The following is a 26,320-nucleotide window of genomic DNA, read 5'->3' on the forward strand; positions in this document are numbered from 1 at the left end:
CGTCACTTCGTGGGGTACTCGCGGGAGAGGTCCGCCTCGTCCAGCGACGGGAGGTCGTCCTCGTCGTCGCCTTCGTCGACGGTCGTGATCTCTCCGGTCTCCAGATTGATCCGCTTGCGCTCGCCCTCGTACTGCTCGTTGAGCCGACGGTTGAGCTCCTCGGGCTCTGGCGGCGTCGGCAGGCCGCCGGGGTCGGTCTCGACGTGTTCGAGCCCGCCGTAGCCCTCCGGCGCGCGGTTGCCCGCCGCGAACCACTCGTGGAACTCGTCGCGGAACGTCTCTGTGCCGGCGGCGTCGCTGCCGCCCGCCTCGCGGAACCAATAGAGGAAGTCGGCCTCGTGCTCCGCACAGAGGAGGACCTCCTCCATCGGCTCGCCGTAGACGATCTCCGCCTGGTTCGCTCGCTTTTTCTCCGCCTCTCCGTGGACCAGGTAGCACGCGTCGCAGGGCTTGCTCTGGAGGTACGTCAGCCGAATGAGTCGCCGCCGCGTGTCGTCGGGTACCTCGTCGAGCGGGCGGAACTCCCCCTCGTCGGTGAACACCTCGCGCTCGTCGAAGCGCCACCCGCGGAGCCCGATACTGACTTTGGCCATTACGAGTCGGTTGCGCGCCGGCGAATAAAAGCGGCGTGTCTCGTATGGCGAACAATCAAGACGCGCGGCGGCGAAGGCCCGAGTATGCCCGCCGACGACCCGGCCGCCGCCGAGACGCCGTCGCCGTACCCCGACGCGCTCCCGCTGTCGCCGCGGGCCGAGCGGCTCCTCCTCGGTCCCGACCCCGCGACGGCGGTCCGCCTGTCGGCGGTCGCCGGCGTCCTCTTCGTCGTCACCTTCGTCGTCCACCTGCCGCCGCGTCTCGTCGGCGGCCTCTCGTTTCCGTTCGGGCTGTTGCTCCCCCTCTTGGTCGGCGTCGCCTTCGTCGCCGCCGCGGTCGGCGCGTACCGCAACGACGGGCTCTTCGTCTGTCTCGCGCTCGCCGGCGGCCCGAGCTTCGGCTTCTACCTCCCGCTCGGGCTCTTCGATCTCACGTATCCGAGCGCGACGATGCTGAACGCGCTGGCGATCGGCGTGACGCTCTCGGTCGTCGTCGGAACGGCCGGCTTCGTCGTCGGTGCGGGCGGTCGGCGGCTGGTCGAGCAGGTCGCGTAGGCCGCGGGTCGCCGTCCGTCCCGTCGGCCGCGGTTTCCCTCCCGGCGCGCCGCGGACCCCGGAACGTGCGCCTTTTCCTTCCCCCGCGAGAACGGAGGGGTATGGATCCGAAGCGGGAGCTCACGAGCGTCGATCTGGCCGCCCTCGTCACCGAACTGAACCGGTACGAGGGGGCGAAAGTCGACAAGGCCTACCGCTACGGCGACGACCTGCTCCGCTTTCGGATGCGCGACTTCGACCGCGGGCGCGTGGAACTGCTTCTCGAAGTCGGCGAGGTGAAGCGCGCCCACGTCGCCGACCCCGAACGCGTCCCCGACGCGCCCGGCCGCCCGCCGAACTTCGCGATGATGCTGCGGAACCGCCTGTCGGGCGCCGACTTCGCGGGCGCCGAGCAGTTCGAGTTCGACCGCATCCTCGTCTTGGACTTCGAGCGCGACGACGAGAACACCCGGATCGTCGTCGAGCTGTTCGGCCAGGGCAACGTCGCCGTCCTCGACGAGTCCGGCGAGGTCGTCCAGAGCCTAGAGACCGTCCGCCTGAAGTCGCGAACGGTCGCGCCCGGCTCTCAGTACGAATTCCCGGCGTCCCGCTTGAATCCGCTGACGGTCGGCTACGAGGCGTTCAAGCGGAATATGGACGACTCCGACACCGACGTGGTGCGGACGCTCGCGACGCAGCTGAACCTCGGCGGCCTCTACGCCGAGGAGCTCTGTACCCGGGCGGGCGTCGAGAAGACGACGCCGATCGAGGAGGCCGGCGACGAGGAGTACCGCGCGATCCACCACGCCATCGAGGAACTGCGCACGCGGCTCCGCGCCGGCGACTTCGACCCGCGGGTCTACCTCGACGACGGCGCGGTCGTCGACGTGACGCCGTTCCCGCTCGAAGAGCGCGAGCGAGAGGGCCTCGACAGCGAGGCCTACGACAGCTTCAACGACGCGCTCGACCGGTACTTCTACCGCCTGGAGCTCGAAGACGACGAGCCCGAGGACACGGGGAGACAGCGCCCGGACTTCGAGGCCGAGATCGAGAAGAAACAGCGAATCATCGACCAACAGCAGGGCGCGATCGAGGACTTCGAGGCGCAGGCCGAGGCCGAGCGCCGCCGCGCCGAACTGCTGTATGCGAACTACGACCTGGTCGACGAGGTGCTCTCGACCGTCCGCGACGCGCGCGAGGAGGGCGTCGGCTGGGACGAGATCCGCGAGACCCTCGCCCAGGGCGCCGAGCGGGGCATCCCCGAAGCCGAGGCCGTCGTCGACGTCGACGGCGCCGAGGGGACGGTCACGATCGAACTCGACGACACCGAGGTCGCAGTCGAGGTCGACACCGGCGTCGAGAAGAACGCCGACCGCCTCTACACGGAGGCAAAGCGCATCGAAGAGAAGAAGGAGGGCGCGCTGGCCGCCATCGAGGACACCCGCGAGGAACTGGCCGCGGTCAAGCGCCGCCGCGAGGAGTGGGAGGAAGACGACGCAGAAGAGACGGACGACGAAGAGCCCGACGAGCGCGAGGAGCGCGACTGGCTGTCGATGGAGTCGATTCCGATCCGGCAGTCGGATCACTGGTACGAGCGCTTCCGGTGGTTCCGCACCTCCGACGGCTTCCTCGTGATTGGCGGCCGCAACGCCGACCAAAACGAGGAGATCGTCACGAAGTATCTCGATCAGCACGACCTCTTCTTCCACACGCAGGCCCACGGCGGGCCCGTGACGATCGTGAAGGCGACCGGTCCCTCCGAGCCGTCCGAGGCCGTCGACTTCCCCGAGCGGACGAAGGAGGAAGCCGCCCAGTTCGCGGTCTCGTACTCCTCGATCTGGAAGGAGGGGCGGTACGCCGGCGAGGCGTACATGGTGACGCCCGATCAGGTCTCGAAGACGCCCGAGTCCGGCGAGTACATCGAGAAGGGCTCGTTCGTCATCCGCGGCGACCGGACGTACTTCCGCGACGTCGAGGCCGAGGTCGCGGTCGGGATCCAGTGCGAGGGCGAGACGCGCGTGCTCGGCGGGCCGCCGTCGGCGATCGAAGACCGCGTGGAGACCTCCGTCCGGCTCCAGCCGGGTCGCTACGCCCAGAACGACGCCGCGAAGATGCTCTACCGAAAATTCAAGGAGCGCTTCGCCGACCAGTCGTTCCTCCGGAAGGTGGCGACCGCAGACAGGATCCAGGAGTTCCTCCCGCCCGGCGGGAGCGAGATCGTCGAAGACTGAGGCCAGATCTCTCCGGCTCCCTCCTGTGATTCACTCGCCCCGTGCGACCGGCCAGCACGCGTCAGTGCGGCTTTATCTCCGTGGTCGGCGTATCTCTCCCGAGCGACCATCCGGCTCCGTCCGTCTCCCTCGCTCGGTGATACAATGATTCAACAATCCCTGCAGTACCTCCGCAACGACGAGGACTCGTGGCTCACCACGGTCCTCATCGGCGGGGTCCTCAGCCTGCTCGGCGCGCTCGTGATCCCCGCGATCCTCGTCCTCGGCTACCTCGTCCGCGTCGTCCGCGAGACGATGCGCGGAAACGAGCACCCGCCCGCGTTCGACGAGTGGGGCGACCTCCTCGGCGACGGCCTCCGGGCCTTCGCGGTCGTGGTCGTCTACGGCCTCGTGCCCGCCGTCGTCTCCGCGGTCGTGATCGGCGGCGGCGTCCTCTCGTTCGTCGTGGTCGGCGGCTCGACCGCGGGGATGTCCGGTCCGGGGGCCGTCGGGCCGCAGAGCGGCCTCGGCCTCGGGATCGGCCTCCTCGTGATCCTCGTCGGGGGCGTGCTCGCGCTCGTGCTGACGCTCCTGGCCGCCTATATCGTGCCCGCCGCGATCGCGACGATCGCCGAGCACGACGACCTGAGCCGGGCGTTCTCGGTCGGCGAACTCCGCCCCGTGCTGACCTCGGGGACGTACGCCACCGCGTGGCTCTCGGGCTTCGCGATCGTCCTCGCGGCCGGCCTCGTCGCGGGCGCGCTCAACGCGATCCCGCCGGTCGGCTTCCTCGCCGGGGGCTTCCTCGGCTTCTACGCCGCGGTCGCCGCGTACTACCTGATCGGGACCGCCTGGGGCGAGATCCACCCGGTCGAGGTGCGCGACGGCGGCGACGCGGCCGACGAGCGGCCGGCGGTCTGAGCGACAGCTCCGACCACCGCGCCGATCGGCGCGTACGCCCCTGAGACGCACTCTATGCTCTCGGGCGTGACTTTATTGCTAATGAGACACGATCACACACAGAGCGGCAACTCCAGCCCGCCCGTGAGGCAATGTCCCCTACGTCCCGGCGCGGCCTCGCCGACGAGGTCACCCGCGTCTCCGCGGTGTCGTACCTCCAGGGCGCCACCGGCCATGGCGTCGGCAGCCTCGCCTTTCTCCTCGTGGGCGTCGTCGGCTTCGCCGTGACGGACTCGCCCGCGGTCGGCTTCGGCGGCGTGGCGTCGGCCTGTCTGATGAGCGGGAACGGGCTCTCGCTCTACCTCTGGGACCGGGTCAGAGACGCCGCCGTCGCGGGCGACTCAGCCGCTTCGGATCGCGGCCGACGCGACGACGACTCGGGCGGCGCGGACGGCTCTGGCGACGCGGTCGATCGCACGCTCTCGCCGCCGTCGCTGTCGGCGGAACACCGGGCGGAGCTGGCGAGCGGGCTGGTCCAGGTCGTCGGGCTCGTGGTCGTCCTCGCCGCCGTGTTCTTCGTCTTCCGCCGGCTGGGCGTGACGTACGGCTCGTACCTCCTGGGCGGCGTCCTCGCCGTCGGCAACCTCGCGGCGCTGGCGCTCGCCTGGCGGCGCACGGACGGATAACAGGACCTTTCTTCCCCGACGCTCCAGTCCCGATATGCGAATCTCCAGTCGCGGCCGCGGCGAGGAGGGCCGCGAGCGGATGACGGTGGTCCCCGAGAACGTCGACGACCTCTGGCACCTCTCGCACGTCCTCGAAACGGGGGACCTCGTCTCCGGCGACACCACCCGCCGGATCCAGCGCGACGACGAGAACCTCCGCGACACCGGCGGCCAGCGCGAGCACCTCTTCGTGACGATCGAGGTCGCGGACGTCGAGTTCGCGCGCTTCGCGAACCGCCTGCGGGTCGGCGGCGAGATCGTCGACTGCTCGCGCGAGGACCAGCTCGGCCACCACCACACGATCAACGTCGAGGAGCACGACGAGCTCACCATCGAGAAGCACTTCAAGCCCGATCAGGTCGAGCGGATCGAGGCCGCCGAGGAGGCCGCCGAGAACGCCGACGTCGCCATCGCCACCGTGGAAGAGGGCGAGGCGCACATCCACACGGTCGCGCAGTACGGGACCGAAGAGCGATTCTCGTTCACCGCCCCCACCGGAAAGGGCGAGTACGCCCGGCCGCGGTCCGAACTGTTCGCCGAACTCGGCGACGCGCTCGCGCGGATGGACGTCGACGCGATCATCCTCGCGGGCCCGGGCTTCACGAAGCAGGACGCCCGCGACCACATCGCGGAAAGTCACCCCGAAACCGCCGACCTGATCACGATGGTCGACACCGCCGGCGTCGGCGACCGCGGGGTCCACGAGGTGCTCAAGCGCGGCGCCGTCGACGAGGTACAGACCCAGACCAGGATCTCGAAGGAGGCCGAACTGATCGACGAGCTGACGGAGGGCATCGCGACGGGCGAGAAGGTCGCCTACGGGATCGACGAGGTCGCAGAAGCCGCGGAGTTCGGCGCTGTCGAAGAGCTGCTCGTCGTCGACGACCGCCTGCGACAGGAGCGCCAGGGCGAGGGCGACTGGGACGTCGACGTCAACGACGTCATTCAGTCGGTCGAGCGCCAGGGCGGCGAGGTCACGGTCTTCTCCGGGGAGTTCGACCCCGGCCGCCAGCTGAAGAACCTCGGCGGGATCGCGGCGCTTCTCAGATATCGACTCCAGTGAGCCTCACTCGCCGGTGAGCGCCTCGCTGCCAGGCGAGACGTCGATCGTCGTGCCCAGGTCCTCCTCTCGGGCCTTCTCGTAGAGCAGGTACGCTCCGGCGACCGTCTCGATGCCCGTCCCGCCGCTGTCGAAGACGGTGATCTCCTCGGCGTCCTCGCGGCCGGGGGCCTCGCCGGCGACGACCTCGCCCAGTTCGGCGTGGATGTGGTCCTCGTCGACGACGCCCGCATCGAGGGCGTGGAGGAACGAGCCCGCGTCCTGGAAGGCCCGCTCGCGGAGGTCGGGGACGTACGTCGCGCGCTCGATCGTCGCGTCGTCGAGTTCGCGCTTCTCGGGGTTGTACTGGCCCATCGCCGTGACGTGCGTCCCGGGTTCGAGCGCGTCGCCGTCGAACACCGGCTCGTCGGCGTTCGTCGCGGTCACGACGACGTCGGCGTCCTCGATGGCCGCGGCGGCGGACGCGACGGCCGCGACGCTGGCGTCCAGCCGGCGGTCCATCTCGCCCGCGAACGACTCGCGGTGCTCCTTGGTCGGCGAGTACACCCACACGGTTTCGAGATCGCGGACGGTCGCGAGCGCGCGGAGCTGGCCCTTCGCCTGCGGGCCGCTGCCGATGATCGCCGCCGAGGTCGCGTCCGCGCGAGCGAGTTCGTCGGCCGCGACCGCGCCGGCTGCGCCGGTCTTGTAGGGGTTCATACTCGCGCCGTCGACGAGCGCGAGCGGCTCGCCGGACTCGGCGTCGAACAGCGGCGTCATGAACCACGCGTCCTCGGCGCCGAAGCCCGCGGAGTACATATAGCCGCCCATCGCGCCCGTCTCGGGGAGCACGGCGGCGTAGGCGGTGAAAAAACCCGGCGGCTCGGCGTTCGTGAGCTTCGTCCGGGGCTCCGCGGGCGCGCCCTCGCCCCGCTGTCGGTAGGCCTCGCGGACGGCGTCGACGAACTCCGCGGGCGTCGCGAGCCCGTCGACCTCGGCACTGTTCAGAAACACCGTCTCGGTCATACCCGCCGGTTCGGGGGGCAGCGATAAGAACCTGGGGAAGGCGTCACCGGCCGACTACCGGGCCGAGAGCAGAATCGAGACGGAACTGACCGAAAAGACGCCCGCGACAGGGGCCGATTTCAGTCGGCGTTCTGGACGCCGATGTTCTGGCTCTGGGTCGACTCCGTTCCGGTGAGGCCCGAGCGGGGCCCGCGGCTCACCGGCGAGCGGACGAACATCGCGTGGCCGATGATCCCGGCGGCGACCGCCGCGGCGATCGGGACCGCCTGCGTGAGCGTGAGGCTCGTCTGGACGAGCCCACCAGTGAGACCGAACAGCGCGAGCGGGATGAGGCCGAGAACGTAGTCGTAGTACCCTGTCATAATACACTGTATACTACGAGTGTAGGGAATATAATTCTTTCCCATCAATAACGGGTGAATTCGTAATTGGCTCTCCGATGGATTTCTATAACTTATGAAACGAAATTCGTGTTAGAGGCTCTCAGGCATAGAACTTCGACGAAATCGGAGTCAGAGTGCCGAGCGATCGGAATCCGTCGACCACTGCGGCAGAGCCGGCGATTCGCACAGGCCGGCGCGCGCGAGCGTGCCCCGCGGGAGACATCGGAGCGTTGAACTGATCACCCCGTCGAACGGTGGACGTGAACGGGAACGACCGGTCGATCGTCGCGCTTGTGAGCCTGGCCCACGGGATGGTCCACACCTACGAGCTCTCGATCCCGATCTTCGTCTCCATCTGGCTCGCCGAGTTCGACGTCCTCCCGCTCGGCGTGGTCGAGGTCGAGGTGACCGCCGCCACGCTCGGGCTCGTCGTGACCGCGGGCTACGGGCTCTTCGGCGTCGGCGCGCTCCCCGGCGGCGTCCTCGTCGACCGCGTCGGCTCCGCGCGGCTCATCACGCTGTGTCTGTTCGGGATGGCCGGCTCGTTCCTCCTCCTCGGCGTCTCGCCGAATCTGCTCGTCGTCACGCTCGCGCTCCTGCTGTGGGGCGCGGCCGCCAGCGTCTATCACCCCGCCGGGCTGACGCTCATCTCCAAGGGCGTCCGCGAGCGCGGCACCGGCTTCGCGTACCACGGCATCGCGGGGAACGTCGGGACGGGCCTCGGCCCGCTCCTCACCGCGATCCTCCTCCTCTTCGTCGACTGGACGGTCGTGGCCGTCGTGCTCGCGGTGCCGGCGCTGGCGGCCGGCGCGTACGCGCTCCGGGCGCAGTTCGACGAGACCGCGGCCGTCGACCCCGACGACGCGAACGAGGGAGCGCCTCGCGGCGACGGCGGCGACTCGCGGACCGACAGCGTCGATTCGCTGGCGGAGTTCGCCTCCGAGTCGCGGCGGCTCTTCGCCGGGGCGTTCGCGCTCGTCTTCGTGGTCGTGATGTGCTCGGGGCTCTACTACCGCGGCGTCCTGACGTTCCTGCCGAACCTGCTCGAATCGTTCCCGGCGTTCGAGCCGGTCCCGATCACCACGCTCCTCCCGCCCGCGGTGACCGACGCGCTCGGCGTCGACCCCGACGCGACGCGGACGCTCAACCCCGAGCGGTACTTCTACTCGGGGCTCCTGATCGTCGGCGTCTTCGGGCAGTACGTCGGGGGGAAACTGACAGACCGGATCCCGGTCGAGTACGGGCTCGTCGGCGGCTTCGGCCTGCTCGCGGTCCTCGCGGTCGTCTTCCTCCCGGCCGCGAGCGCGGGGCTCGCTCCCCTCCTGATCATCGGGGCGGTGCTGGGCGCCGCGCTCTTTCTCGTCCAACCCCTGTATCAGGCCACCGTCGCGGAGTACTCGCCGCCAGGGACGCGCGGGCTCTCCTACGGCTACACCTACCTCGGCGTGTTCGGCGTCGGCGCGCTCGGCGGGGCCATCGCGGGCGGGATCCTGACCTACGCGACGCCGCCGGTGCTGTTCGCCGTCCTGGCCGGGTTCGCGGCCGTCGCCTCGGGCGTCGGGATCGCGCTCGCCCGGTATCTCTGATAGAGATTACTCTCGTCTCTTACCGCCGAACGCCACCCCCGGTGACGGCATTCGACGGGAAACAGTGAGAGTAATCACTATGAGTCACCTGCGTCGGCCGACGCGTCTGGATCGCGATCGCGACCGCGCTACCGGACTATCCGAAGAGCTTGAAGAAGAGCCAGCGCCCGGCGACGAGCGCCGCGCCGCCGAAGAGCAGGACGACGACGCCGAAGATGGGCTGGAAGCCGCCCGAGAAGAGCGGCGAGGCCCGGAGCGCGAAGCCGACGATCGCCCCCGGCACCCACGCCCGGACGGCGAGCGGGATCGCGGCCTTTGCCGATTCCGCCGCGCCGGCGGAGTACGCCCCGACGAGCGGCCCCGCGACGCCCCAGCCGACGAGGAAGGGAACGAGCGTCAGAACCCAGCCGACGGGGTCCGCAGAGAGGTACTCGACGCCGTTGTGGTTGATCACGCCGATCGTCAACACCGCCGAGAGCGCCAGGACGTCGACCGCGGCGAGGGGGGCCGCGGCGGCGTCGATGCGTCGCGCGAGGAACGACTCCTGCGAAGCCGATGGTGCCATACCGGTGGATTCGAACGCTCCCTAATGGCTCTCTCGGAATCCGCTCGATCGCTCCGGGACGCGGCCGACGACCACGTAGTCGAATCCCTCGCGGGCGATCCGAGGCTCGAAGCCGGCCGCCGCGAGGCGCTCGCAGAGCTCCGCGGGCCTCCAGAACGTCGAGTCGAAGCCGACGGCGCGCTCGGCCGCGACGAGCGCGCGCCCGCGGAGGCCGCGCGGGTGGAACTCCTGCACCACGAGCACGCCGCCGGGCCGGACGACGCGAGCGGCCGCTTCCAGCGCCGCGTCCGGGTCGGGGACGTGGTGGAGCGCGTCGACGACGACGGCGGCGTCGACCGCGTCGGTCCGGACCGGCAGGCGCGTCACGTCGGCGCAGACGGTCGGGTGCCCGGCGTCGCGGGCGCGGGCGAGCATCCCCGCCGAGGCGTCGACGACGACGGCGTCGACCCCGAGCGCGGCCAGCCCCCGCGAGGCCCGTCCGGTGCCGCCGGCCAGGTCGAGGACGCGCTCGATCGGCCGGTCCGCGAAGGCGAACGCGTCCGCGAACGGACCGACGCGCGCCCGGGGCATCGCGGCGTCGTAGAGGCGCGCCACGCGGTCGAAAAAGCGGACGTCGCCGGAGCCGAATCGGGGCATACTCCGAGTACGTTCGGGGCCGAAAAGGGCCTGTCGGCGGGCCGGCATCGCTCTCACACCGCCGGACTCTTGCCGGTCGGCGTCCCACTTCGATCGATGGAATTCGCCGTCCTGGGCTGGCCGCCGGAGGGGCCACAGCTCAGACTCGACTACCGGCGCTTCGCCTACGCCGGGAAGTTCGTGATGTCGAACACCGGGAAGGCGGTCGTCCGGGAGGCGGAGGAATCGGCGGCTGACGATATGATCGACGACGATTCGACTGCCGGCGACACGGCCGCTGCCGACACGGTCGCCGACGATGCGACCGCCGGCGCCGACGCGGACTTCGACGTGGGAGTCGCGGCCGCGCTGGCGTTCAACGCGGACCGGACCGAGGACGCGACGCTCTGGTACCGGTACGTCACCGTCCGCGACGACGCGAAGGGAAACGGCCTGGGCCCGCGCCTCGCCGCGTTCGTCGCGCCGCGGGCGGCCGACCGCGGGTACGACCGCCTCCGGATCGCCGTCAACAACCCCTTCGCGTACGAGGCGATGTACAAGGCGGGCTTCGCCTGGACCGGCCGCGAGACCGGCGTCGCCGAACTCGTCCTCGAACGGCCCGCCGACCCCGCCGCGGCGGCTGGGCGCGATCGCTCCGGGGACCGATACCGCGCCGGTCTAGACCGCTTCCGCGCCCGCGACTCCGCGGATCCGGAAGCGTCGTTCCTGGCCGCGCGAGAGGGTGCGGATCCTCCCGCGATCCTCGCCGATCTCGCCGACCCGACGGTGGACGCCGTCGAGCGGCCGTCGACGGAGGCCGACCCGAGCGACCCGCCGGCCGACGTCGACCCGGACGGTTAACTCTCCGCGGCACCGACACCGGGATAATGGGCAACGCAGATCTACGCAGTCTCGCGGTCCTCTCGGAGATCGGGTTTGACGAGGTCGCGGGCAGCGTCGTCGCCGTCGACGCGCACAACTGGCTGTATCGCTACCTCACGACGACGGTCAAGTTCACGCGCGAGGGCGCCTACACGACCGACGCGGGCGAGGAGGTCGCGAACCTCATCGGCCTCGTCCAGGGGCTACCGAAGTTCTTCGAGCACGACCTCACGCCCGTGTTCGTCTTCGACGGCGGCGTGACCGACCTGAAGGACGAGGAGGTCGCCGAGCGGCGCGAGGCCCGCGAGCGCGCCGAAGAACAGCGGAAGGCCGCCGAGGAACGCGGCGACGACGTGGCCGCCGCCCGGCTGGAAGCCCGCACGCAGCGCCTGACCGACGTGATCCACGAGACGACGCGGGAGCTCCTCGCCCTGCTCGACGTGCCGATCGTCGAGGCGCCCGCCGAGGGCGAGGCGCAGGCGTCGTATATGGCCAAGCGCGGCGCCGTCGACTACGTCGGCAGCGAGGACTACGACACGCTGCTGTTCGGCGCGCCCTACACGCTCCGGCAGCTCACCTCGAAGGGCGATCCCGAGCTGATGGATCTCGACGCCACCCTCGCCGCGCACGACCTCACCCGCGAACAGCTCGTCGACGTCGCGATCCTCTGCGGGACCGACTTCAACGACGGGCTCTCGGGGGTCGGCCCGAAGACGGCGCTGTCGGCCGTCCGCGAGCACGGCGACCTCTGGGCGGTGCTCGACGACCGCGAGGCCTACATCGAGAACGCCGATCGGGTCAGGGAGCTGTTCTTGGACCCGCCGGTGACGGACGACTTCGACTTCGGGACGGACCTCTCGCCGGACGTCGAGGCCGCGCGGGCGTACGTCACAGACGAGTGGGAGGTCGACGCCGACGAGGTCGCCCGCGGCTTCGAGCGGATCGAGTCCTCGCTGGTCCAGACTGGCCTCGACGACTGGACCTGAGTTACGGATCGGCGCCGGTCCCGGACGCCCGCGGTAACTCAAACGCGCGTTCCACCTATCCCAACGGGTATGGTACGGTCCGCCGTACGCCGAGGTAATGCGTCGCCGCGAGCTGCTCTCGTTCGTCCCCGCCCTCCTCGCTGGCTCCCTCTCCGGCTGTCTCGACGGCGTGGGCGCCGGGACGCCGTCGACCGGAACGACCCCCGAGCCCCTCCCGCCCAGCGGCTACGGCAGCCTCTCCGAGTTCGACGCGGGCGACCCCTTCGAGACCCGGCAGATCGGCGAGCCGTCGCCGGCACACCACCACCGGATCGTGGTCTGGAACGACGACTCCGAGCGGCGGCCGGTCTCGCTCCGCCTCCGCGACGTCTCGACCGACGACGTCGTGTTCGCGTTCGAACCGACGTTCCCGGCGTACGGAACGCTCCTCGTCGAGGTGTTCCGCCGGTCCGACTACGTGCTGGACGTCGATCCCCCTACCGACGACGGCCGCCTCCTGGGCATCCGCCGGGACTTCGTCGACTGCAACGACTCGGCGACCCACGTCGCGGTCCGCCCCGACAGCAGCGTCCGGGCGCGCGTCGTCTCCACCGCCGTCGCCTGCGACGTCGGCTCCGCGACCGTCGAGGAGAGCGATTCGGAGTCTCAGACCGGATCGACGTCGGCGCCGGCAGAGCCGTCGGGGACGCCGACCCCGACCCCGCGGTAGACTTTTGGTTCGTCGCGGTCCCTGATTCGGTATGTCCGTTCCCGAGTTGGACCGCTCGCGGCTCTCCTGGTGGCTGGGCGGGGCCGCGCTCGGGGTGGGGCTCGCGTACGTGATCTACTCGTTTATCGGCACGTTCGTCTTCGGCATCTTCCTCTACTACTCGACGCGGCCGATCTACCGGCGGATCAAAAAACGCGTCCGGCCGCCGAGCCTCGCGGCCGCCGTCGCCCTGTTCGTCCTGGCGCTGCCGGCGCTCGTCCTCATCGCGTACACGGGCGCGATCGCCGTCAGCGAGCTGACTCGGCTCACGAATCAGGGCGTCTTCGACCTCTCGCAGTACCCGATCACCCAGGCGCAGTTGGCCCGCCTGACCGACGTAGAGCAGCTGCTGGCGTTCGATCCCGAGACGATCACTACTGAGCAGATCCGGCGACTCTTCGCCTCGATCGGCTCGGCCGGCAACGTCCTGGCGTTCGTCGGCGTCGGCCTCGTTCACCTCTTTGCGATGATCGCGCTGGCGTTCTACCTGCTCCGGGACGACCGGAAGCTCACCGCCTGGGTCAGGAGACAGGTCGGCGACGACCGGGGCGTGATGGAGGCGTTCCTGGCCGGCGTGGACCGCGACTTCACCCACATCTTCTTCGGCAACATCCTGAACGCGGTCCTCACGGGGACGATCGGCGTCGTCGCGTACGCGCTGTTGAACGCCATCTCGCCGCCCGGCGTCTCGATCCCGGCGCCGGAGCTCATCGGGCTCCTGGCCGGCATCGCGAGCCTGGTCCCCGTCGTCGGGATGAAGCTCGTCTACGTCCCCGTCGCGGCGTATCTCGGCGTCACGTCGTACCTGTTCGATCCGGCGACGCTGTGGTTCACGGCCGTCTTCGTCGCCGTCTCGTTCGTCGTGGTGGACACGATTCCGGACCTCGTGCTCAGGCCGTACGTGTCGGGGCGGAACCTCCACGTCGGCGCGGTGATGATCGCCTACACGCTGGGCCCGCTGCTCTTCGGCTGGTACGGGATCTTCCTCGGGCCGATCCTGCTCGTCCTCGTCGTGAACTTCGCGCGGCACGTCCTTCCCGTGCTCATCAAGAGGCAGCCGCTCACGCCCTACGCCGTCGATCCGGCCGTGATGCAACCGGACGAGCCGACGACCGGAACGATCCACGACCGGGCCGTCGCCGCCGACGGGGCGCCCGCCGCTTCCGCCGACGACGTCGGTGGCGAGTCCGACCGGGACGCGTCGGACGGCGAGAGCGGGTTCACCTTCGGCGCTCGGATCGTCGGCGACGACGACGCGTCCACGGAGTGACGGTCCAGCGCCGTCGCTGATCGCGGGAACGAACGCAGGAACTGGTGGACCGGTTGGCCTCATAGTGATTACTCTCACTGTTTACCGCCGAACGCCGTCAGTGGGAGGCGTTCGGTGCTAAGAGACGAGAGTGATCGCTATCAGTCGTCGTCGATACCTTCGAAAGAGACGTTGATGTAGGTGCTCTCCCAGTCCTTCCGCGCCGCGATCTCGCGGCGGCCGCGACGGGTGAGCGTGTAGTAGTTCGTCCGGCGGTCGCGCTGTCCCTTGTCGACGAGGCCCTTCTCGACGAGCGTGTCGAGGTTGGGATACAGCCGGCCGTGGTGGATCTCCTTTTCGTAGTACTCTTCGAGTTCTTCCTTGATCGCGAGTCCGTGCGGTTCGTCGAGCCCCGCGATGACGTACAGCAGGTCACGCTGGAATCCTGTCAGGTCATACATCCGTGGAATCTATTCGGATGTTAGTGTTCTCCAAAATAAACATATCGGCCTGAATCGACCCCGACGGTACCCGAAATGGATGATAGCCGAATATCTGGCAGATGAGTGACCGCGAACATATATTTCAGTTTACTATTTCCGAGTCAAAAGACGAATATGTCAACGTGTTTTATTTTCCGGACTGTGGTCGGTCCTGTTGCCACTCCGTGATCGAGCCAGCGGTCGACGATTGAACGTCGCAACGACGAAGACGGCCGTTGCTCGTCGATCACTTCGCGAAAAGGAAGCAAGCCGCGTGAAAAACACGCGGAAGCTTGCCGCCCTGAATTGGTCCCCGCTGACGCTTCGGCCCTCCAAAGCGAAGCGTCACCCGATGCTTGCCGATTGCCCCACATAAATATGTCGACTACGGCGAAGCGTGCGCCGTCCGTCCATTCGCCCGCGGTCGAAACGAGACGTTCGCCCGCTAACGGCGTCGCGACGCGCTTTTGGGCGTCGGCCGCGACGTTTCGGGTATGCGCATCCGTGGCCGGCGCCGCTGTACGGACTGTGGCCGGGAGTGGTCGTACTTCGAGACGGGGCGAGTGGCGTGCCCGGACTGCGGGAGTCTCCGGAGCGTCGGGACCGGCGACCGCGAACGCCACACCGACAGCCCGGCGGAACTGGACCTCTCGGAACACCGGAACGCGCTCGATTCGGCCACCGGGATCGGCGACGTCGCCGACGGGCTGAAGTCGACCCTCCGGGACTACGTCCGCCAGCGGGGGTTCGTGCGCGGCGGCGACCTCCGGACGGTCGACGACACGGTGCTCGCGGCCGCGGAACTGCTGCACGCGGTCGACGTGTACGAGCGGACGCGGGACCCGACCGACGAGATGCGGCTCTACGTCCTCTCGCTCCTGCGCGGGGCCGACGGCGGCGACCGCTCGGCGCCGGAGGAGGTCCCATCGGAGATGACCGACGCTCGCGGGCTGGCGTACGCCGAGGTGCTCGACGGCTTCTGTTCGGACCTCGGCGTGTGGCTGGAGGACCACCCCGACCCGAGCGCTCGGGCGGTCCGGGAGACGCTCGAAACTCACATCGCGCGCGTGGACGCCCTCTACGGCGACGTTCCGCCCGCGGAGTCGGAGTCGCTCGTCCGCGCCGCGCGCGAGCTCGCGACGTACCTCAGAGACGACGACGAGGCGGCGCTGGCGACCGCGCGCGACCGCCTCTCGCGGCTGGAGTGACCGCGTCGGTCCGCCGACGGAACGGCTTTGTCGCCGGCGGGCCGACCGCCCCGTGATGGCCGACCGCTTCGACCAACACGCCGTCCGGCACCGGATGAAGCTCCTCAGCGACGACGGCGACACCACGCTCTACGAGAACCGCGACGAAGTCGACTGCCCGGCCTGCGGCGAGCCGTTCTCCCGGCTGCTCCTCACCGAGCGCCGGGCGCACTCCTTCGACGTCGACGGCGCCGGGCGGCTCTGTGTCGTCCACGAGGACGAGCGGTTGGTCGTCTGTCTCCATCGTCCGTAGTCCGCGCGTCCGCCCCCGCTCTCGCCGCCCGGCGGCCGGGGAGGTTTATATACGAAGGCGAGGCCACGCCCGCCGTGCGGTGAGTACGGTCCGCGGGGGTCAGGGCGGGTGCGCGGCGCGCCCTCGCGGGTATCGGAGCGGTTGCACGTCTTCGCTCATCCGATCGTACGAGAGCGCGCGCGGACGAGCGATAGATTGCGGCCGCTCCTGTGGCAACCGAGCACGCGCCGCCTGTTCGCCCCACGCGGTGGATCGAGCCAGGAGCGAACGCTATCCCTTGATGTTGCAGACGGGGTACGTGCGCGCCACCTTGTCGCCGATGCCGAGTTCGTCCGAGACGCGGACCACCTCGTCGACGTCCTTGTAGACGCCGGGGGCCTCCTCGGCCACGGTCGCGCCCGACTGGGCCTTCACGTAGATCTTCTCCTGGTCGCGGAGCTCGTCCTGGACGGTCTCGCCCCAGAACTCGTTTTTCGCCTGCGTGCGGCTCATCGTCCGTCCGGCGCCGTGAGCCGTCGAGCCGAAGGACAGTTCGAGCGAGCGCTCGCCGCCGCGCAGGACGTACGAGCCCGCGCCCATACTGCCCGGGATGATGATCGGCTGGCCGACGTCCCGATACGCCTTCGGGACCTCCGGCCGCCCGGCCGGGAACGCGCGCGTCGCGCCCTTGCGGTGGACGTAGAGCTCCCGCTCTGCGGTGTCGACGGCGTCGCCGACGGCCGTCGGCTGGCCGCGCTCGTTGACGGGGACCTCGTGGACCTCCCGCTTGCCGATGTTGTGGGCGACGTCGTAGAGGAGTTCCATCTCCATCGCCTCCCAGTCGCGGTCGAAGACGCGCTCGAACACCCGGCGCGTCCGGTGCATGATCAGCTGTCGGTTCACCCACGCGAAGTTGATCGCCGCACACATCGCGCCGTAGTACTCCTCGGCCAGCGCGGAGCCGGCCGGGGCGGCGGCCAGTTCCTTGTCCGGCAGCGACTCCAGGAGGTCGCCGTGGGTCTCTTCGATCCGACGGAGGTAGTCCGAGCAGATCTGGTGGCCCAGCCCGCGGGACCCGCAGTGGATGAGGACGACGATCTGGTCCGGTTCGAGTCCGAACGCCTCGGCGACGTCCGGCCGGTAGACGTCGGTGACGCGCTGCACTTCGAGGAAGTGGTTCCCGGAGCCGAGGCTCCCGATCTGATTTTTGCCCCGGTCTTTGGCCTTCTGGGAGACGGCCTCGGGGTCGGCGTCGTGGCGCATCCCCTCGTCCTCGCAGTGTGCGAGGTCGTCCGCGACGGCGTAGCCGTGTTCGAGCGCCCAGTCGACGCCGCGGGCGAGGATGGCCTCGATCGTCTCGCGGTCGCCCTCGACGATCCCGCCGCCGCCGAGCCCCGAGGGCACGTTCGCGAACAGGGACTCGACGAGCTCTTCCTCCCGGCCCTCGACGTCGTCGTAGGTGAGGTTCGTCCGCATCATCCGGACGCCGCAGTTGATGTCGTAGCCGATCCCGCCGGGCGAGATGCAGCCGGTCTCGGCGTCCGTCGCGGCGACGCCGCCGACGGGGAAGCCGTACCCCTGGTGGCCGTCCGGCATGCAGATCGCCCGGCCGACGACCCCCGGGAGGTGCGTCGCGTTCCGGAGCTGCTGGAGCGTCTTGTCGTCGGCGATCTGTTCGAGCAACTGCTCGCTCGCGAACACCCGCGCGGGGGCGTTCATCCTCCCCTCGCGTGGGATCTCCCAGACGTTCTCGCGGACGCGTTCGAGCCGGACGTCGCCGAAGGTACGAACGTCGTCGCCGTCGTGAGTCATACGCGTGAGAAAGACAGCCCGGGAGGAAAGCGTTCTCCTCGACGGTCGCCCGCCCGGTCTGGCGCCGACAGCGCTACGGGATTACTCCTGGTAGGCGATCCGGACCTGCTCCCACTTGTTCTTCGATTCGAGGTGGTCCTGGAGCGCGTCCGCGTAGGCCTGGGTGAGCCGCTCGGCGGCGTCCAGCCGCTCCTGGTCGTTGCCGCCCGTCCCGTTCCCGAGGCCGAGCGCGCCCTTCAGCGAGTCGACGATGCCGGCACCGGAGTCCGAGTCCTCGCCGGGCGCGCCGCCCATCTGCGCCATCTGGGAGCGGACGTTGTCGAGCTCGGGCATAATCTGCGGGAGCTTCTCCGTGTCCGCGACGATCCGCGCCCGCTCAGGGTCGTCGGCGTGTTCGATCTCCAGTTCCGTCGCCGTCATGATGAGTCCCCACTCCTGACTCGTGAACCGCGAGTTCTCCACGCGGTCGTTGAACTCCCGATCGACAGTCATCCGGTCTCCGACGATGCTGTCGGTCCAGTCTGCCATACCCCGCTGTAAGACACACCCGGGTTTGAGCGTTTCCCTGGCCGCGCGGCCGAGCCGACGCGGATTCGATCGGAGGTGCGTTTTTACCGCCGGCCGACGGCGTTGTGGTATGGACCGGTACGACCTCCTGTATCGCCTCTACGAGGACTACGAGACCGACACGCTCTACGATCTCCAGAACTTCGTCGACCTCTTTCCGCCCGTCGACTCCCGCGTCGCGCTCGGGTACTGGCAGGACGCCAGCGACGACCTCACAGAGCGGAAAGCCGACGTCTCGGAGGCCTTCGCCGCCGGCGAGACGATGGCCGAGATCGCCGCGCACGCGACTCGCGAGCAGACCTTCACCGCGCTCGATCTCTACGCCGAGTACGGCCGCGCGGTGAACGCGCTCGTCCTCGACGTCGACGAGACGCTCCGCTCTGCCGGCCGGACGGACAACGAGATCCCCCGCGAGACGCTGCACCTCCTCACCGAACTCCACGAGTCGGGCGTCCCGATCGTGATCTGCACCGGCCAGACCCTCGAAAACGTGAAGGGATTTATGATCCAGGGGCTCGGCACCGAACTGGTCCACTCGGGGTCGTTCAGCATCGTCTACGAGGCCGGGACCGGGGTGTTCACGCCCGGCCACGGCTCCGACACGAAGCGGCTCCTCTACGAGTCGCTCGACGACGAGATCCGGGACGTCTTCGCCCGCGTCCGCTCGCGCGTCCTCACGGGGGCGGACGCCGAACTCCGCCGCTCGGCCCACCTCCAGGGCAACGAGTTCAACGTCACGCTCAAGCCGAACTTCGACGTCGGCAGCGACGCGGCCGCCGAGGTCATCGACGCGGGGCTCGTCCACCTCGTCGACCTCCTCGGGGGCGCCGTCGTCGAGAGCGTCGAGGGTGTCGGCGACGTCGGGATCGAGACGCGGGACGGCGACCGCGAGGGTCCGGCCGACTCCGCCGACTGGGCCCGGGCGTACTACGCCGACGCCGACCCGGAGATCGACGCGGTGCTCGCGCGTGAAGACGCCGCGCCGACCTGCGGGGTCGAGGCGATCCCCGAGGCCGTGCGCGATCGGTTCGATCGGATCGACGTGGCGTACTACCACGCCGACGCCGCCGAGATCGGCTCGCTCGACCTCGACAAGCCCACGGGCGTCCGCGAGGCGCTCGACGTCCTGGGGATCGACGACCCGTTCGTGCTCGTGATGGGCGACAGCAAGTCCGACCTCCGCGTGATGGAGTGGGCCGACGAGGCCGACGCCGGCGTCGCCGCCGCGCCCGAACACGCCTCGGCGTCGGTGCTCGACCACGTCCGCGACACCGACGACCTGGTGTACGGCCCCGGCGACGCGGGCTCTGTGCTCCGCATCGTCTCCGTGCTGAATCGCCTGGCCGAGTGGTGAGCGCCGACGGAATCGGGGGTCGATCGCGGTTCTCCAAAGATTTACCTCCTATCGAGTAAATCACGCGGTATGGGAATCGACTACGCCGACTTACACGACCCGAACGCGGAGTACACGATGCGGGAGCTCTCCGCGGAGACCATGGGCGCGACGGCCGAGCGGGGCGGCGGCCGGGACGTCGAGATCACGGACGTCCAGACCACGATGATCGACGGCAACTTCCCGTGGACCCTGGTGCGCGTCTACACCGACGCGGGCGTCGTCGGCACCGGCGAGGCCTACTGGGGCGCGGGCGTCCCCGAGCTCGTCGAGCGGATGAAGCCGATGATCGTCGGGGAGAACCCCCTCGACATCGACCGGCTGTACGAGCACCTGATCCAGAAGATGTCCGGCGAGGGAAGCGTCGAGGGCGTCACCGTGACGGCGATCTCGGGCATCGAGGTCGCGCTCCACGACCTCGCGGGGAAGATCCTCGACCTCCCGGCGTATCAACTGCTGGGCGGGAAGTACCGCGACGAGGTGCGGGTCTACTGCGACTGCCACACCGAAGAGGAGGCCGACCCCGAGGCCTGCGCCGACGAGGCCGAACGCGTCGTCGAGGAACTGGGCTACGACGCCCTGAAGTTCGACCTCGACGTGCCCTCCGGGCTGGAGAAGGACCGCGCGAACCGCCACCTCCGACCCGGTGAGATCCGCCACAAGGCCGAGATCGTAGAGCGGGTCACAGAGCGCGTAAAGGACCGCGCGGACGTCGCCTTCGACTGTCACTGGACCTTCTCGGGCGGGTCGGCCAAGCGCCTCGCCGCCGAGATCGAGGAGTACGACGTCTGGTGGCTCGAAGACCCCGTGCCGCCGGAGAACCTCGACGTCCAGGAGGAAGTCACGAAGTCGACGACGACGCCGATCGCCGTCGGCGAGAACCGCTACCGAGTCACAGAAGAGCGCCGCCTCATCGAGAATCAGGCGGTCGACATCGTCGCGCCGGACCTCCCGAAGGTCGGCGGGATGCGCGAGACGCGGAAGATCGCCGACGTCGCCAATCAGTACTACGTCCCCGTCGCGATGCACAACGTCGCCTCGCCCGTCGCGACGATGGCCGCCGTCCACGTCGGCGCCGCGATCCCGAACGCGCTGGCGGTCGAGTACCACTCCTACGAACTGGGGTGGTGGGAGGACCTCGTCGAGGAGGACGTCATCGAGGATGGCTCGATCGCCGTCCCCGAAGAGCCCGGCCTCGGCGTCACGCTCGATATGGACGCCGTCGAGGCGCATATGGTCGACGGGGAAGAGCTGTTCGACGCAGCGTAGCTTCGTCGTGCTCGCCGGACCTTGTCCGGCGGCGTTCGACGCAGCCTAAAGCCAGTCACTCCTCGACGTCGGGATCGATCTCCAGCGACCGCAGCGCGTCGGCGGTGTCGTCGCCGGCGACCCGGATCGTGTAGCCCGCGACCATCCGCACGGTCTCCCAGTCTTCGTCGCCCGCGCACCGATCGTCCAAGAGCGCCAGCCCCTCGTCCAGCACCGCGGCTGTCTCCGCGCGGAGGTCCCGGAAGAGGTCGGCACGGCGGGCCGCGACGTCGCCGTCGCGGCCTTCGAAGAAGGCGATCAGCCGCCCGTGCGTCCGGAGCGTGACGAGCGGGCGGCCGACCATCCCGCCCGCGATCCGCTGGACCGTGGCGTCGCGGCCGCGGAGGTACGCGTGCATCGGTCCGGCTCCGCCGTCGTCGGGCGCCCAGCCGTCGAGTTCGGCGGCGACCCGCTCGCGGTGGTCGTGCTCCTGGTCGACGACGGACTCGAAGGCGGCGCGCGCTTCGGCGTCCGACTCGTCGGCGACCCACGCCCGAAAGGTCTCGCGGGCGGCGTGTTCGCTCTCGGCGGCGGCGTCCAAGAGCGGTTCCGGCGCGGGGTCGCCGCCGGCCGCGGCACGGAGAAACCGCGGCGATCCGAGGAGCGACAGCGACGCCGACTCGTCGGTTTCGAGCCGGCCGCGGAGCGTCTCGCCGTCCATACCCGAGCTTCCAGCCGAATTTACGTAACCGTTGCCGTCCGCGATTCGCGGGCCGTCCGGTATCAGCGCTGATAGCGGGGAGATAACAGTCTTATGGCCGACACGCCCCCGTTCTGGTAATGAGCGGAGACAGCGTCGCTGTGACCGACGAGGACCGATCTCTCGTCGACGGCCGCAGGCTACTCGAGGATCTGGACATCGACCGCGAGGAGATGGAGTGGCGGAAGTCGTTCGTCCGCCTGGACGAGGCGGACAGAGAGCGGATGCGGGACCTGGAGCCGACGTTCGACGCCGTCGCCGACGACATCGTCGAGGATTTCTACGACCACCTGACGGGCGATCCCGCCTCGAACGAGATCTTCGGTCGCTCCTCCAAGGGAATGCAGCGGCTGAAGGCGGACCAGGCGGCCTACCTGCGATCGCTCGCCGACGGCGAGTACGGCGAGGACTACTTCGCCCGCCGCGCGCGGGTCGGAAAGCTCCACGAGATGCTCGATCTCGGGCCGAAGTTCTACCTTGGCGCGTACAGCATCTACTACGACGGACTGCTCGATGCGATCGGCGAGGAGGTGAAATCCGAGTTCGCCGGCGCGGCGCGCGACGCAGACGGGCGCGGGTCCGGTGGAGACGCGGCCGACGGCCGATCGGGCGGCGGCTTCCTCTCGCGCGTCGTCGGCGGCGAGTCGCCGTCCCGGCTCGAAGAGGGCGACACCTCGCCCACGCGGGGGCGGGCGGACGATCCGGTGGCCGCCGCCGTCGACGCCGTCGTCGAGCGAGCCTCGTCGCTGCTGAAGGTGCTCGCGCTGGACCAGCAGGTCGCGATGGACACCTACATCCACGCGTACAGCGAGGAGGCGCGCAAGCAGGCCGAAGACCGCGAGCAGCTGGCCCGCGAGGTCGAAGAGGATCTCAGGGAGCCGATCGAGGACGTCTCGGAGGCCTCCTCGGTCGTCGCCGAAGAATCCGCCGCGATCCGCGAGATCGCCGACGAGCAGGCGGATGATATGGAGGAGGTGAGCGCCGAGGTCTCACAGATGAGCGCGACCGTCGAGGAGATCGCGGCCACCGCCGAGGACGTCGAGGAGACGAGCACCGAGGCGGCCTCCCGCGCGCGGACCGGCGAGGAGGCCGCCGACGAGGCCATCGAGGTGATGGAGGAGGTCGCGGATGCGGCCGCGGCGGCCTCCGAGGACCTCGAACGGCTCCAGTCGCAGATCGACGAGGTGGACGAGGTGCTCGAAGCGATCGACGACATCGCCGAGCAGACGAATCTGCTGGCGCTGAACGCCTCGATCGAGGCCGCCCGCGCGGGCGAGGCCGGCGAGGGCTTCGCCGTCGTCGCCAACGAGGTGAAACAGCTCGCCGAGGAGTCGCGACAGCGCGCCAGCGAGGTCGAAGAGACCGTCGGCAAGGTCCAGTCCGACGCCGACGAGACGATCGAGAGCCTCGCGGAGACGACAGAGAAGCTCCACGAGGGGATCGACCGCGGCGAGGACGCGATGGACAGCCTCGGCGGGATCGTCGAGGCCGTCGAGCGGACCTCCGAGGGGATCGCGGAGGTCGCGGTCGCGACAGACGAACAGGCGGTCAGCGCAGAGCAGGTGACCGCGCTCGTCGAGGGCGCCCGCGAGCGGGCCGAGGACGTCGCCGGGCGCGTCGACGAGGTCGCCGAGGCGAGCCGAGAGCAGACGGAGCGAATGGAGGAGATCCAGTCGGCGGCGAACCGCCTCGTCGTGGACGAGGACGGACCGGCGGGCTCGGCCCCGGCCGGACCCCGAGGCGGGGATGTCGGCGGCGCCGACGACCTCGCTGTCGGGACCGACGGCGGAACCGATCGGCGGGAGTAATCGCTGTCAGTCGTCGCCGGCGGCCGCCCCGGACTCGCCGCCGATCTCGGCCGCGTCCGCTTCGATGCTCGGCGGGTAGATGCCGCGTTCGAGCTTCAGGTCGCTCTGGGGGCGGGCCATACACGTCAGCGCGTAGCCTTCGCGCTCCTCGTCTGTGAGTCCGCGCGCCGCGGGCTGGGCGACCTCGCCCTCGATGATCTCCGCCGAACAGGCGAGACACATCCCGACGCGGCAGGAGTACTCCTGGGCGATGCCCGCTTCGATGCAGGCCTTCAGGATCGTCTGCTTGTCGGAGATCTCCAGCGTCTCGCCGGTGCCGACGAACTCGACGGTGTACTCGGTCATACCTCGCCGTTCGACGGACCGCTCCAAAACTCTTTGCGAAGCGACCGTGGGGTCACTCCCGCTCGTCCGGCGATACACGTTTTAGGGGCCCGCCCGAGAGACCTACGCAGGTCACGATGGCGTCGCTACCCAGCCTCCCCGGAGTCGAACTCTCCCGCCGCAACCGACTCATCGCGTACTACCTCCTCGGGCTCGTCGCGCTCGTGGTCGTGTTCACCGGCGTGTACAACCTCGCGCTGCTGCGGCTCGAAGGCGTCGAGCAGTCGGTCTTCGCCTCGTTCGAGTTCGTCGTCCAGACGATGACGACGACGGGCTACGGCCAGGACTCGGGGCTGTGGAGCCACCCGCTGATGTTCCTGCTCGTCGCCGGGATGCAGCTGTCGGGGATCGGTATCGGCTTTTTCACGCTCCGGCTCGTGATCATCCCGCTGTTCAACGACGCCGAGGTCGACCTCGACGACCGCCTCACGCGGAAGCGGGACCACGTGATCATCTGCGAGTACCGGCGCGACTCGGCGGTGCTGCTCGACGAACTGTCCGAACTCGGCGTCGACTACGTCCTGATCTCCTCCGACGAGGAGCGCGCGCGGGACCTCTCTGATGCGGGCTACTCCGTCATCCACGGCTCGCCGCAGGACAACGCGGCCTTCGAGCGGGCCAGCATCGGCGCCGCGAGCGCGGTCATCACGGACGCCGGCGAGGCGAACGTCGGCACGATCCTGACCGTGACGTCGCTCCGCTCGGACGTCGACATCATCGCGCTCACCGACGACAGCGATATGCGGGACGTCCTCGTCGACGCGGGGGCCGACACCGTGCTCTCGCCGCACGGCGTCCTCGGGCACCGGCTCGCGGAGAAGGCGGTCTCCTCGCTCGGGACGGACCTCTCGGACACGGTCGATCTCGGCGGCGACCTCGAGATCTCCGAGGTGCCGGTGGGCCACGGGAGCCGGCTGATCGGCACGCGGCTGCGGAACTCCGGGATCAGAGAGGAGACGGGCGCGACCGTCCTCGCCGCCTGGATCGACGGTGAGCTCCAGCTGCCGCCGGATCCGGACGCGGTCATCCGCCCGAACACGGTCCTGCTCGTCTCGGGCGGGCACGAGGAGCTGACGGCGCTGAGCGAGTTCACCCGGCCGGTGCGCTCGTTCGGCCGCCACGAGCGGATCCTCGTCGCCGGCTTCGGCGAGGTCGGCCAGGCGGCGCGGTCGCGCGTCCGCGAGGCGGGCATCGAGACGGTGACGATCGACCGCGAGGCGGGCGCGGGCGTCGACGTCGTCGGCGACGCCACCGCGAAGGCGACGCTCCGCGAGGCGGGCATCGAGTCGGCCGACGCGATCATCGTCGGCCTCCCGGACGACGCCGCGGCGCTGCTGACGACGGTGGTCGCGCGGTCGCTCAACCCCGACGTCGAGATCCTCGTGCGGATGACAGATACCGACGCGATCCGGAAGGCGCTGAACGGCGGCGCCGACTACGTGCTCTCGGTCCCGCGGGTGAGCGCCCGGATGGTCGCCCGGGAGCTGGGCGGCGAGGACGTGCTCGCGCCCGCCAGCCAGATCCGGCTCGTCCGCGTGTCCGCGGCGCCGTTCGCCGGGCAGACGCTCGCCGGGTCCGGGATCTACGAGCGGACGGGCTGTCGGGTCGTCGCCGTCGAAGACGAATCGGGCCTCTCGAGCACGGTCGATCCGAACCGGACCTTCTCGGGCGAGGAGCGGCTCGTCATCGTCGGCTCGGACGAGTCGATCCGGCAGTTCCACGGGCGGTTCGACGTGCCGACGACGGAGTCCTGACGGGGAGGGAAGCCGGATTTCAGCGGGCGGTGCGGTCGGGCGCGGGCGTCCCGCCGTCGGTCTCCGCGTCCGGTTCGGCTTCCGTTTCGGTTTCGGCGTCCTCCGGAGCCCGCACGGTCATCACCGGCACGTCCGACGAGCGGACGACCTTCTCGGCGACGCTGCCGAGGAGGAACCGCCCGACGCCGGTCCGGCCGTGGGTCCCCATCACGATCAGGTCGACCCCGTGGTCCGACGCGTGGTCGATGATCTCGCGGTGGGCGATCCCGTTCGCGACCGCGGTCTCGGCGTCCACGCCGGCCTCGGCGGCCCTTTCGGCGACGGCGTCGACCGCCTCCTGACCCTCCTCGCCGAGCGCCTCCGCGACGATCTCCGATCCCATCTCGAGCGAGGCGTACGCGCCCGTATCGACGACGTACAGGGCGTACAGGGTCGCGTCGTACTGCGTCGCGAGTTCGATGGCGTGGTCGACGGCGCCCGCGGTGGCGACGCTCCCGTCGGTCGGCACGAGGATTCGGTCGTACATCGTTCTACGTGAACGTACGGCACCCGGGGTTTAGAAGGTACCCCGCCGGTCGGCCGCTCGGCCGTC

27 protein-coding genes are annotated in these 26,320 nt (G+C 69.7%); 16 read left to right on the forward strand and 11 right to left on the reverse strand.

Features of this window, described 5'->3' with window-relative positions; all coding sequences use genetic code 11:
* Nucleotides 1–2: 2 nt before the first annotated feature.
* Entirely contained in the window at nucleotides 3–593 is a 591-nt protein-coding gene (locus tag OS889_RS07640) for a DUF8114 family protein (RefSeq protein ID WP_372388698.1), read from the reverse strand.
* 84 nt (nucleotides 594–677) lie between these two features.
* Between OS889_RS07640 and OS889_RS07645 the strand changes: the two genes are divergently transcribed.
* The 5 genes from OS889_RS07645 (at nucleotide 678) to OS889_RS07665 (ending at nucleotide 6,025) form a co-directional block, all read left to right on the forward strand.
* Nucleotides 678–1,148: a hypothetical protein gene (locus tag OS889_RS07645; protein ID WP_372388700.1), complete on the forward strand. Its 471-nt coding sequence runs from the start codon at nucleotides 678–680 to the stop codon at nucleotides 1,146–1,148.
* Between the two features lie 101 nt (nucleotides 1,149–1,249).
* On the forward strand, nucleotides 1,250–3,358 hold the full coding sequence (gene rqcH, locus OS889_RS07650; protein WP_372388702.1) for a ribosome rescue protein RqcH: 2,109 nt from the start codon (nucleotides 1,250–1,252) through the stop codon (nucleotides 3,356–3,358).
* A 144-nt stretch (nucleotides 3,359–3,502) separates the two neighbouring features.
* Nucleotides 3,503–4,258 carry a DUF4013 domain-containing protein gene (locus OS889_RS07655; protein ID WP_372388704.1) on the forward strand — a complete coding sequence of 252 codons (756 nt, stop codon included), beginning with the start codon at nucleotides 3,503–3,505 and terminating at the stop codon, nucleotides 4,256–4,258.
* A gap of 131 nt (nucleotides 4,259–4,389) precedes the next feature.
* On the forward strand, nucleotides 4,390–4,923 hold the full coding sequence (locus tag OS889_RS07660; protein ID WP_372388705.1) for a hypothetical protein: 534 nt from the start codon (nucleotides 4,390–4,392) through the stop codon (nucleotides 4,921–4,923).
* Nucleotides 4,924–4,957: 34 nt separating this feature from the next.
* On the forward strand, nucleotides 4,958–6,025 hold the full coding sequence (locus OS889_RS07665) for an mRNA surveillance protein pelota (protein ID WP_372388706.1): 1,068 nt from the start codon (nucleotides 4,958–4,960) through the stop codon (nucleotides 6,023–6,025).
* A 3-nt stretch (nucleotides 6,026–6,028) separates the two neighbouring features.
* Here OS889_RS07665 and OS889_RS07670 read toward each other — a convergent pair whose 3' ends face one another.
* Complete coding sequence (locus tag OS889_RS07670; RefSeq protein WP_372388708.1) at nucleotides 6,029–7,027, reverse strand: ornithine cyclodeaminase family protein; 999 nt, start codon at nucleotides 7,025–7,027, stop codon at nucleotides 6,029–6,031.
* A gap of 119 nt (nucleotides 7,028–7,146) precedes the next feature.
* Entirely contained in the window at nucleotides 7,147–7,389 is a 243-nt protein-coding gene (locus tag OS889_RS07675; protein ID WP_372388710.1) for a DUF8015 family protein, read from the reverse strand.
* A 332-nt stretch (nucleotides 7,390–7,721) separates the two neighbouring features.
* Between OS889_RS07675 and OS889_RS07680 the strand changes: the two genes are divergently transcribed.
* Nucleotides 7,722–8,996, forward strand: a complete 1,275-nt coding sequence (locus OS889_RS07680) for an MFS transporter (RefSeq protein WP_372391584.1) — start codon at nucleotides 7,722–7,724, stop codon at nucleotides 8,994–8,996.
* A gap of 136 nt (nucleotides 8,997–9,132) precedes the next feature.
* Here the strand turns inward: OS889_RS07680 and OS889_RS07685 are convergent, their stop codons facing one another.
* Both OS889_RS07685 and OS889_RS07690 read right to left on the reverse strand, forming a co-directional pair.
* Complete coding sequence (locus OS889_RS07685; RefSeq protein WP_372388712.1) at nucleotides 9,133–9,561, reverse strand: DUF3054 domain-containing protein; 429 nt, start codon at nucleotides 9,559–9,561, stop codon at nucleotides 9,133–9,135.
* A 21-nt stretch (nucleotides 9,562–9,582) separates the two neighbouring features.
* Nucleotides 9,583–10,197, reverse strand: coding sequence for a class I SAM-dependent methyltransferase (locus OS889_RS07690; RefSeq protein WP_372388713.1), 615 nt, complete (start codon nucleotides 10,195–10,197; stop codon nucleotides 9,583–9,585).
* Between the two features lie 96 nt (nucleotides 10,198–10,293).
* Between OS889_RS07690 and OS889_RS07695 the strand changes: the two genes are divergently transcribed.
* From OS889_RS07695 to OS889_RS07710, 4 genes are all read left to right on the forward strand, one after another.
* Nucleotides 10,294–11,037, forward strand: a complete 744-nt coding sequence (locus OS889_RS07695; protein ID WP_372388715.1) for a GNAT family N-acetyltransferase — start codon at nucleotides 10,294–10,296, stop codon at nucleotides 11,035–11,037.
* Nucleotides 11,038–11,063: 26 nt separating this feature from the next.
* Entirely contained in the window at nucleotides 11,064–12,044 is a 981-nt protein-coding gene (gene fen / locus OS889_RS07700) for a flap endonuclease-1 (RefSeq protein WP_372388717.1), read from the forward strand.
* A 97-nt stretch (nucleotides 12,045–12,141) separates the two neighbouring features.
* The gene (locus OS889_RS07705; protein ID WP_372388718.1) at nucleotides 12,142–12,753 is read left to right on the forward strand and encodes a hypothetical protein; all 612 of its coding nucleotides are present in this window, start codon (nucleotides 12,142–12,144) and stop codon (nucleotides 12,751–12,753) included.
* A 31-nt stretch (nucleotides 12,754–12,784) separates the two neighbouring features.
* Complete coding sequence (locus tag OS889_RS07710; RefSeq protein ID WP_372388720.1) at nucleotides 12,785–14,062, forward strand: AI-2E family transporter; 1,278 nt, start codon at nucleotides 12,785–12,787, stop codon at nucleotides 14,060–14,062.
* Nucleotides 14,063–14,202: 140 nt separating this feature from the next.
* Here the strand turns inward: OS889_RS07710 and OS889_RS07715 are convergent, their stop codons facing one another.
* Entirely contained in the window at nucleotides 14,203–14,502 is a 300-nt protein-coding gene (locus tag OS889_RS07715; RefSeq protein WP_372388722.1) for a helix-turn-helix transcriptional regulator, read from the reverse strand.
* A gap of 515 nt (nucleotides 14,503–15,017) precedes the next feature.
* On the opposite strand from OS889_RS07715, the gene OS889_RS07720 reads away from it, so the two are divergent.
* Both OS889_RS07720 and OS889_RS07725 read left to right on the forward strand, forming a co-directional pair.
* Nucleotides 15,018–15,731 (forward strand): DUF7117 family protein, encoded by a 714-nt coding sequence (locus tag OS889_RS07720; protein WP_372388723.1) that lies wholly within the window; start codon nucleotides 15,018–15,020, stop codon nucleotides 15,729–15,731.
* 55 nt (nucleotides 15,732–15,786) lie between these two features.
* Nucleotides 15,787–16,023, forward strand: a complete 237-nt coding sequence (locus tag OS889_RS07725) for a DUF7385 family protein (RefSeq protein ID WP_372388725.1) — start codon at nucleotides 15,787–15,789, stop codon at nucleotides 16,021–16,023.
* A gap of 270 nt (nucleotides 16,024–16,293) precedes the next feature.
* Here the strand turns inward: OS889_RS07725 and OS889_RS07730 are convergent, their stop codons facing one another.
* Complete coding sequence (locus OS889_RS07730; protein WP_372388727.1) at nucleotides 16,294–17,814, reverse strand: RtcB family protein; 1,521 nt, start codon at nucleotides 17,812–17,814, stop codon at nucleotides 16,294–16,296.
* An 81-nt stretch (nucleotides 17,815–17,895) separates the two neighbouring features.
* Entirely contained in the window at nucleotides 17,896–18,342 is a 447-nt protein-coding gene (locus OS889_RS07735) for a DUF5799 family protein (protein ID WP_372388729.1), read from the reverse strand.
* Nucleotides 18,343–18,451: 109 nt separating this feature from the next.
* Between OS889_RS07735 and OS889_RS07740 the strand changes: the two genes are divergently transcribed.
* A complete protein-coding gene (locus OS889_RS07740; protein ID WP_372388731.1) occupies nucleotides 18,452–19,735 on the forward strand; it encodes an HAD hydrolase family protein in 1,284 nt (427 codons plus the stop codon).
* A 69-nt stretch (nucleotides 19,736–19,804) separates the two neighbouring features.
* On the forward strand, nucleotides 19,805–21,043 hold the full coding sequence (locus OS889_RS07745; protein WP_372388733.1) for a mandelate racemase/muconate lactonizing enzyme family protein: 1,239 nt from the start codon (nucleotides 19,805–19,807) through the stop codon (nucleotides 21,041–21,043).
* A gap of 55 nt (nucleotides 21,044–21,098) precedes the next feature.
* Here the strand turns inward: OS889_RS07745 and OS889_RS07750 are convergent, their stop codons facing one another.
* On the reverse strand, nucleotides 21,099–21,743 hold the full coding sequence (locus OS889_RS07750; protein ID WP_372388735.1) for a rubrerythrin family protein: 645 nt from the start codon (nucleotides 21,741–21,743) through the stop codon (nucleotides 21,099–21,101).
* 119 nt (nucleotides 21,744–21,862) lie between these two features.
* Between OS889_RS07750 and OS889_RS07755 the strand changes: the two genes are divergently transcribed.
* On the forward strand, nucleotides 21,863–23,590 hold the full coding sequence (locus OS889_RS07755; protein WP_372388736.1) for a globin-coupled sensor protein: 1,728 nt from the start codon (nucleotides 21,863–21,865) through the stop codon (nucleotides 23,588–23,590).
* A 6-nt stretch (nucleotides 23,591–23,596) separates the two neighbouring features.
* On the opposite strand, the gene OS889_RS07760 is transcribed toward OS889_RS07755, so the two are convergent.
* Nucleotides 23,597–23,935, reverse strand: a complete 339-nt coding sequence (locus OS889_RS07760) for a 2Fe-2S iron-sulfur cluster-binding protein (protein ID WP_372388738.1) — start codon at nucleotides 23,933–23,935, stop codon at nucleotides 23,597–23,599.
* A gap of 116 nt (nucleotides 23,936–24,051) precedes the next feature.
* Between OS889_RS07760 and OS889_RS07765 the strand changes: the two genes are divergently transcribed.
* A complete protein-coding gene (locus tag OS889_RS07765; protein WP_372388740.1) occupies nucleotides 24,052–25,728 on the forward strand; it encodes an NAD-binding protein in 1,677 nt (558 codons plus the stop codon).
* A gap of 19 nt (nucleotides 25,729–25,747) precedes the next feature.
* Here OS889_RS07765 and OS889_RS07770 read toward each other — a convergent pair whose 3' ends face one another.
* A complete protein-coding gene (locus OS889_RS07770; RefSeq protein WP_372388742.1) occupies nucleotides 25,748–26,254 on the reverse strand; it encodes a universal stress protein in 507 nt (168 codons plus the stop codon).
* Between the last annotated feature and the right edge of the window lie 66 nt (nucleotides 26,255–26,320).

It is taken from the genome of Halobellus sp. MBLA0158, assembly GCF_041477585.1.
Lineage (GTDB): Archaea > Halobacteriota > Halobacteria > Halobacteriales > Haloferacaceae > Haloquadratum > Haloquadratum rubicundus.

Bases quoted from the DNA above. Each gene is read 5' to 3' on its own strand.
- OS889_RS07640 (WP_372388698.1), bottom strand. From the start codon at position 593: ATGGCCAAAGTCAGTATCGGGCTCCGCGGGTGGCGCTTCGACGAGCGC.
- OS889_RS07645 (WP_372388700.1), top strand. From the start codon at position 678: ATGCCCGCCGACGACCCGGCCGCCGCCGAGACGCCGTCGCCGTACCCC.
- rqcH (WP_372388702.1), top strand. From the start codon at position 1,250: ATGGATCCGAAGCGGGAGCTCACGAGCGTCGATCTGGCCGCCCTCGTC.
- OS889_RS07655 (WP_372388704.1), top strand. From the start codon at position 3,503: ATGATTCAACAATCCCTGCAGTACCTCCGCAACGACGAGGACTCGTGG.
- OS889_RS07660 (WP_372388705.1), top strand. From the start codon at position 4,390: ATGTCCCCTACGTCCCGGCGCGGCCTCGCCGACGAGGTCACCCGCGTC.
- OS889_RS07665 (WP_372388706.1), top strand. From the start codon at position 4,958: ATGCGAATCTCCAGTCGCGGCCGCGGCGAGGAGGGCCGCGAGCGGATG.
- OS889_RS07670 (WP_372388708.1), bottom strand. From the start codon at position 7,027: ATGACCGAGACGGTGTTTCTGAACAGTGCCGAGGTCGACGGGCTCGCG.
- OS889_RS07675 (WP_372388710.1), bottom strand. From the start codon at position 7,389: ATGACAGGGTACTACGACTACGTTCTCGGCCTCATCCCGCTCGCGCTG.
- OS889_RS07680 (WP_372391584.1), top strand. From the start codon at position 7,722: ATGGTCCACACCTACGAGCTCTCGATCCCGATCTTCGTCTCCATCTGG.
- OS889_RS07685 (WP_372388712.1), bottom strand. From the start codon at position 9,561: ATGGCACCATCGGCTTCGCAGGAGTCGTTCCTCGCGCGACGCATCGAC.
- OS889_RS07690 (WP_372388713.1), bottom strand. From the start codon at position 10,197: ATGCCCCGATTCGGCTCCGGCGACGTCCGCTTTTTCGACCGCGTGGCG.
- OS889_RS07695 (WP_372388715.1), top strand. From the start codon at position 10,294: ATGGAATTCGCCGTCCTGGGCTGGCCGCCGGAGGGGCCACAGCTCAGA.
- fen (WP_372388717.1), top strand. From the start codon at position 11,064: ATGGGCAACGCAGATCTACGCAGTCTCGCGGTCCTCTCGGAGATCGGG.
- OS889_RS07705 (WP_372388718.1), top strand. From the start codon at position 12,142: ATGCGTCGCCGCGAGCTGCTCTCGTTCGTCCCCGCCCTCCTCGCTGGC.
- OS889_RS07710 (WP_372388720.1), top strand. From the start codon at position 12,785: ATGTCCGTTCCCGAGTTGGACCGCTCGCGGCTCTCCTGGTGGCTGGGC.
- OS889_RS07715 (WP_372388722.1), bottom strand. From the start codon at position 14,502: ATGTATGACCTGACAGGATTCCAGCGTGACCTGCTGTACGTCATCGCG.
- OS889_RS07720 (WP_372388723.1), top strand. From the start codon at position 15,018: ATGCGCATCCGTGGCCGGCGCCGCTGTACGGACTGTGGCCGGGAGTGG.
- OS889_RS07725 (WP_372388725.1), top strand. From the start codon at position 15,787: ATGGCCGACCGCTTCGACCAACACGCCGTCCGGCACCGGATGAAGCTC.
- OS889_RS07730 (WP_372388727.1), bottom strand. From the start codon at position 17,814: ATGACTCACGACGGCGACGACGTTCGTACCTTCGGCGACGTCCGGCTC.
- OS889_RS07735 (WP_372388729.1), bottom strand. From the start codon at position 18,342: ATGGCAGACTGGACCGACAGCATCGTCGGAGACCGGATGACTGTCGAT.
- OS889_RS07740 (WP_372388731.1), top strand. From the start codon at position 18,452: ATGGACCGGTACGACCTCCTGTATCGCCTCTACGAGGACTACGAGACC.
- OS889_RS07745 (WP_372388733.1), top strand. From the start codon at position 19,805: ATGGGAATCGACTACGCCGACTTACACGACCCGAACGCGGAGTACACG.
- OS889_RS07750 (WP_372388735.1), bottom strand. From the start codon at position 21,743: ATGGACGGCGAGACGCTCCGCGGCCGGCTCGAAACCGACGAGTCGGCG.
- OS889_RS07755 (WP_372388736.1), top strand. From the start codon at position 21,863: ATGAGCGGAGACAGCGTCGCTGTGACCGACGAGGACCGATCTCTCGTC.
- OS889_RS07760 (WP_372388738.1), bottom strand. From the start codon at position 23,935: ATGACCGAGTACACCGTCGAGTTCGTCGGCACCGGCGAGACGCTGGAG.
- OS889_RS07765 (WP_372388740.1), top strand. From the start codon at position 24,052: ATGGCGTCGCTACCCAGCCTCCCCGGAGTCGAACTCTCCCGCCGCAAC.
- OS889_RS07770 (WP_372388742.1), bottom strand. From the start codon at position 26,254: ATGTACGACCGAATCCTCGTGCCGACCGACGGGAGCGTCGCCACCGCG.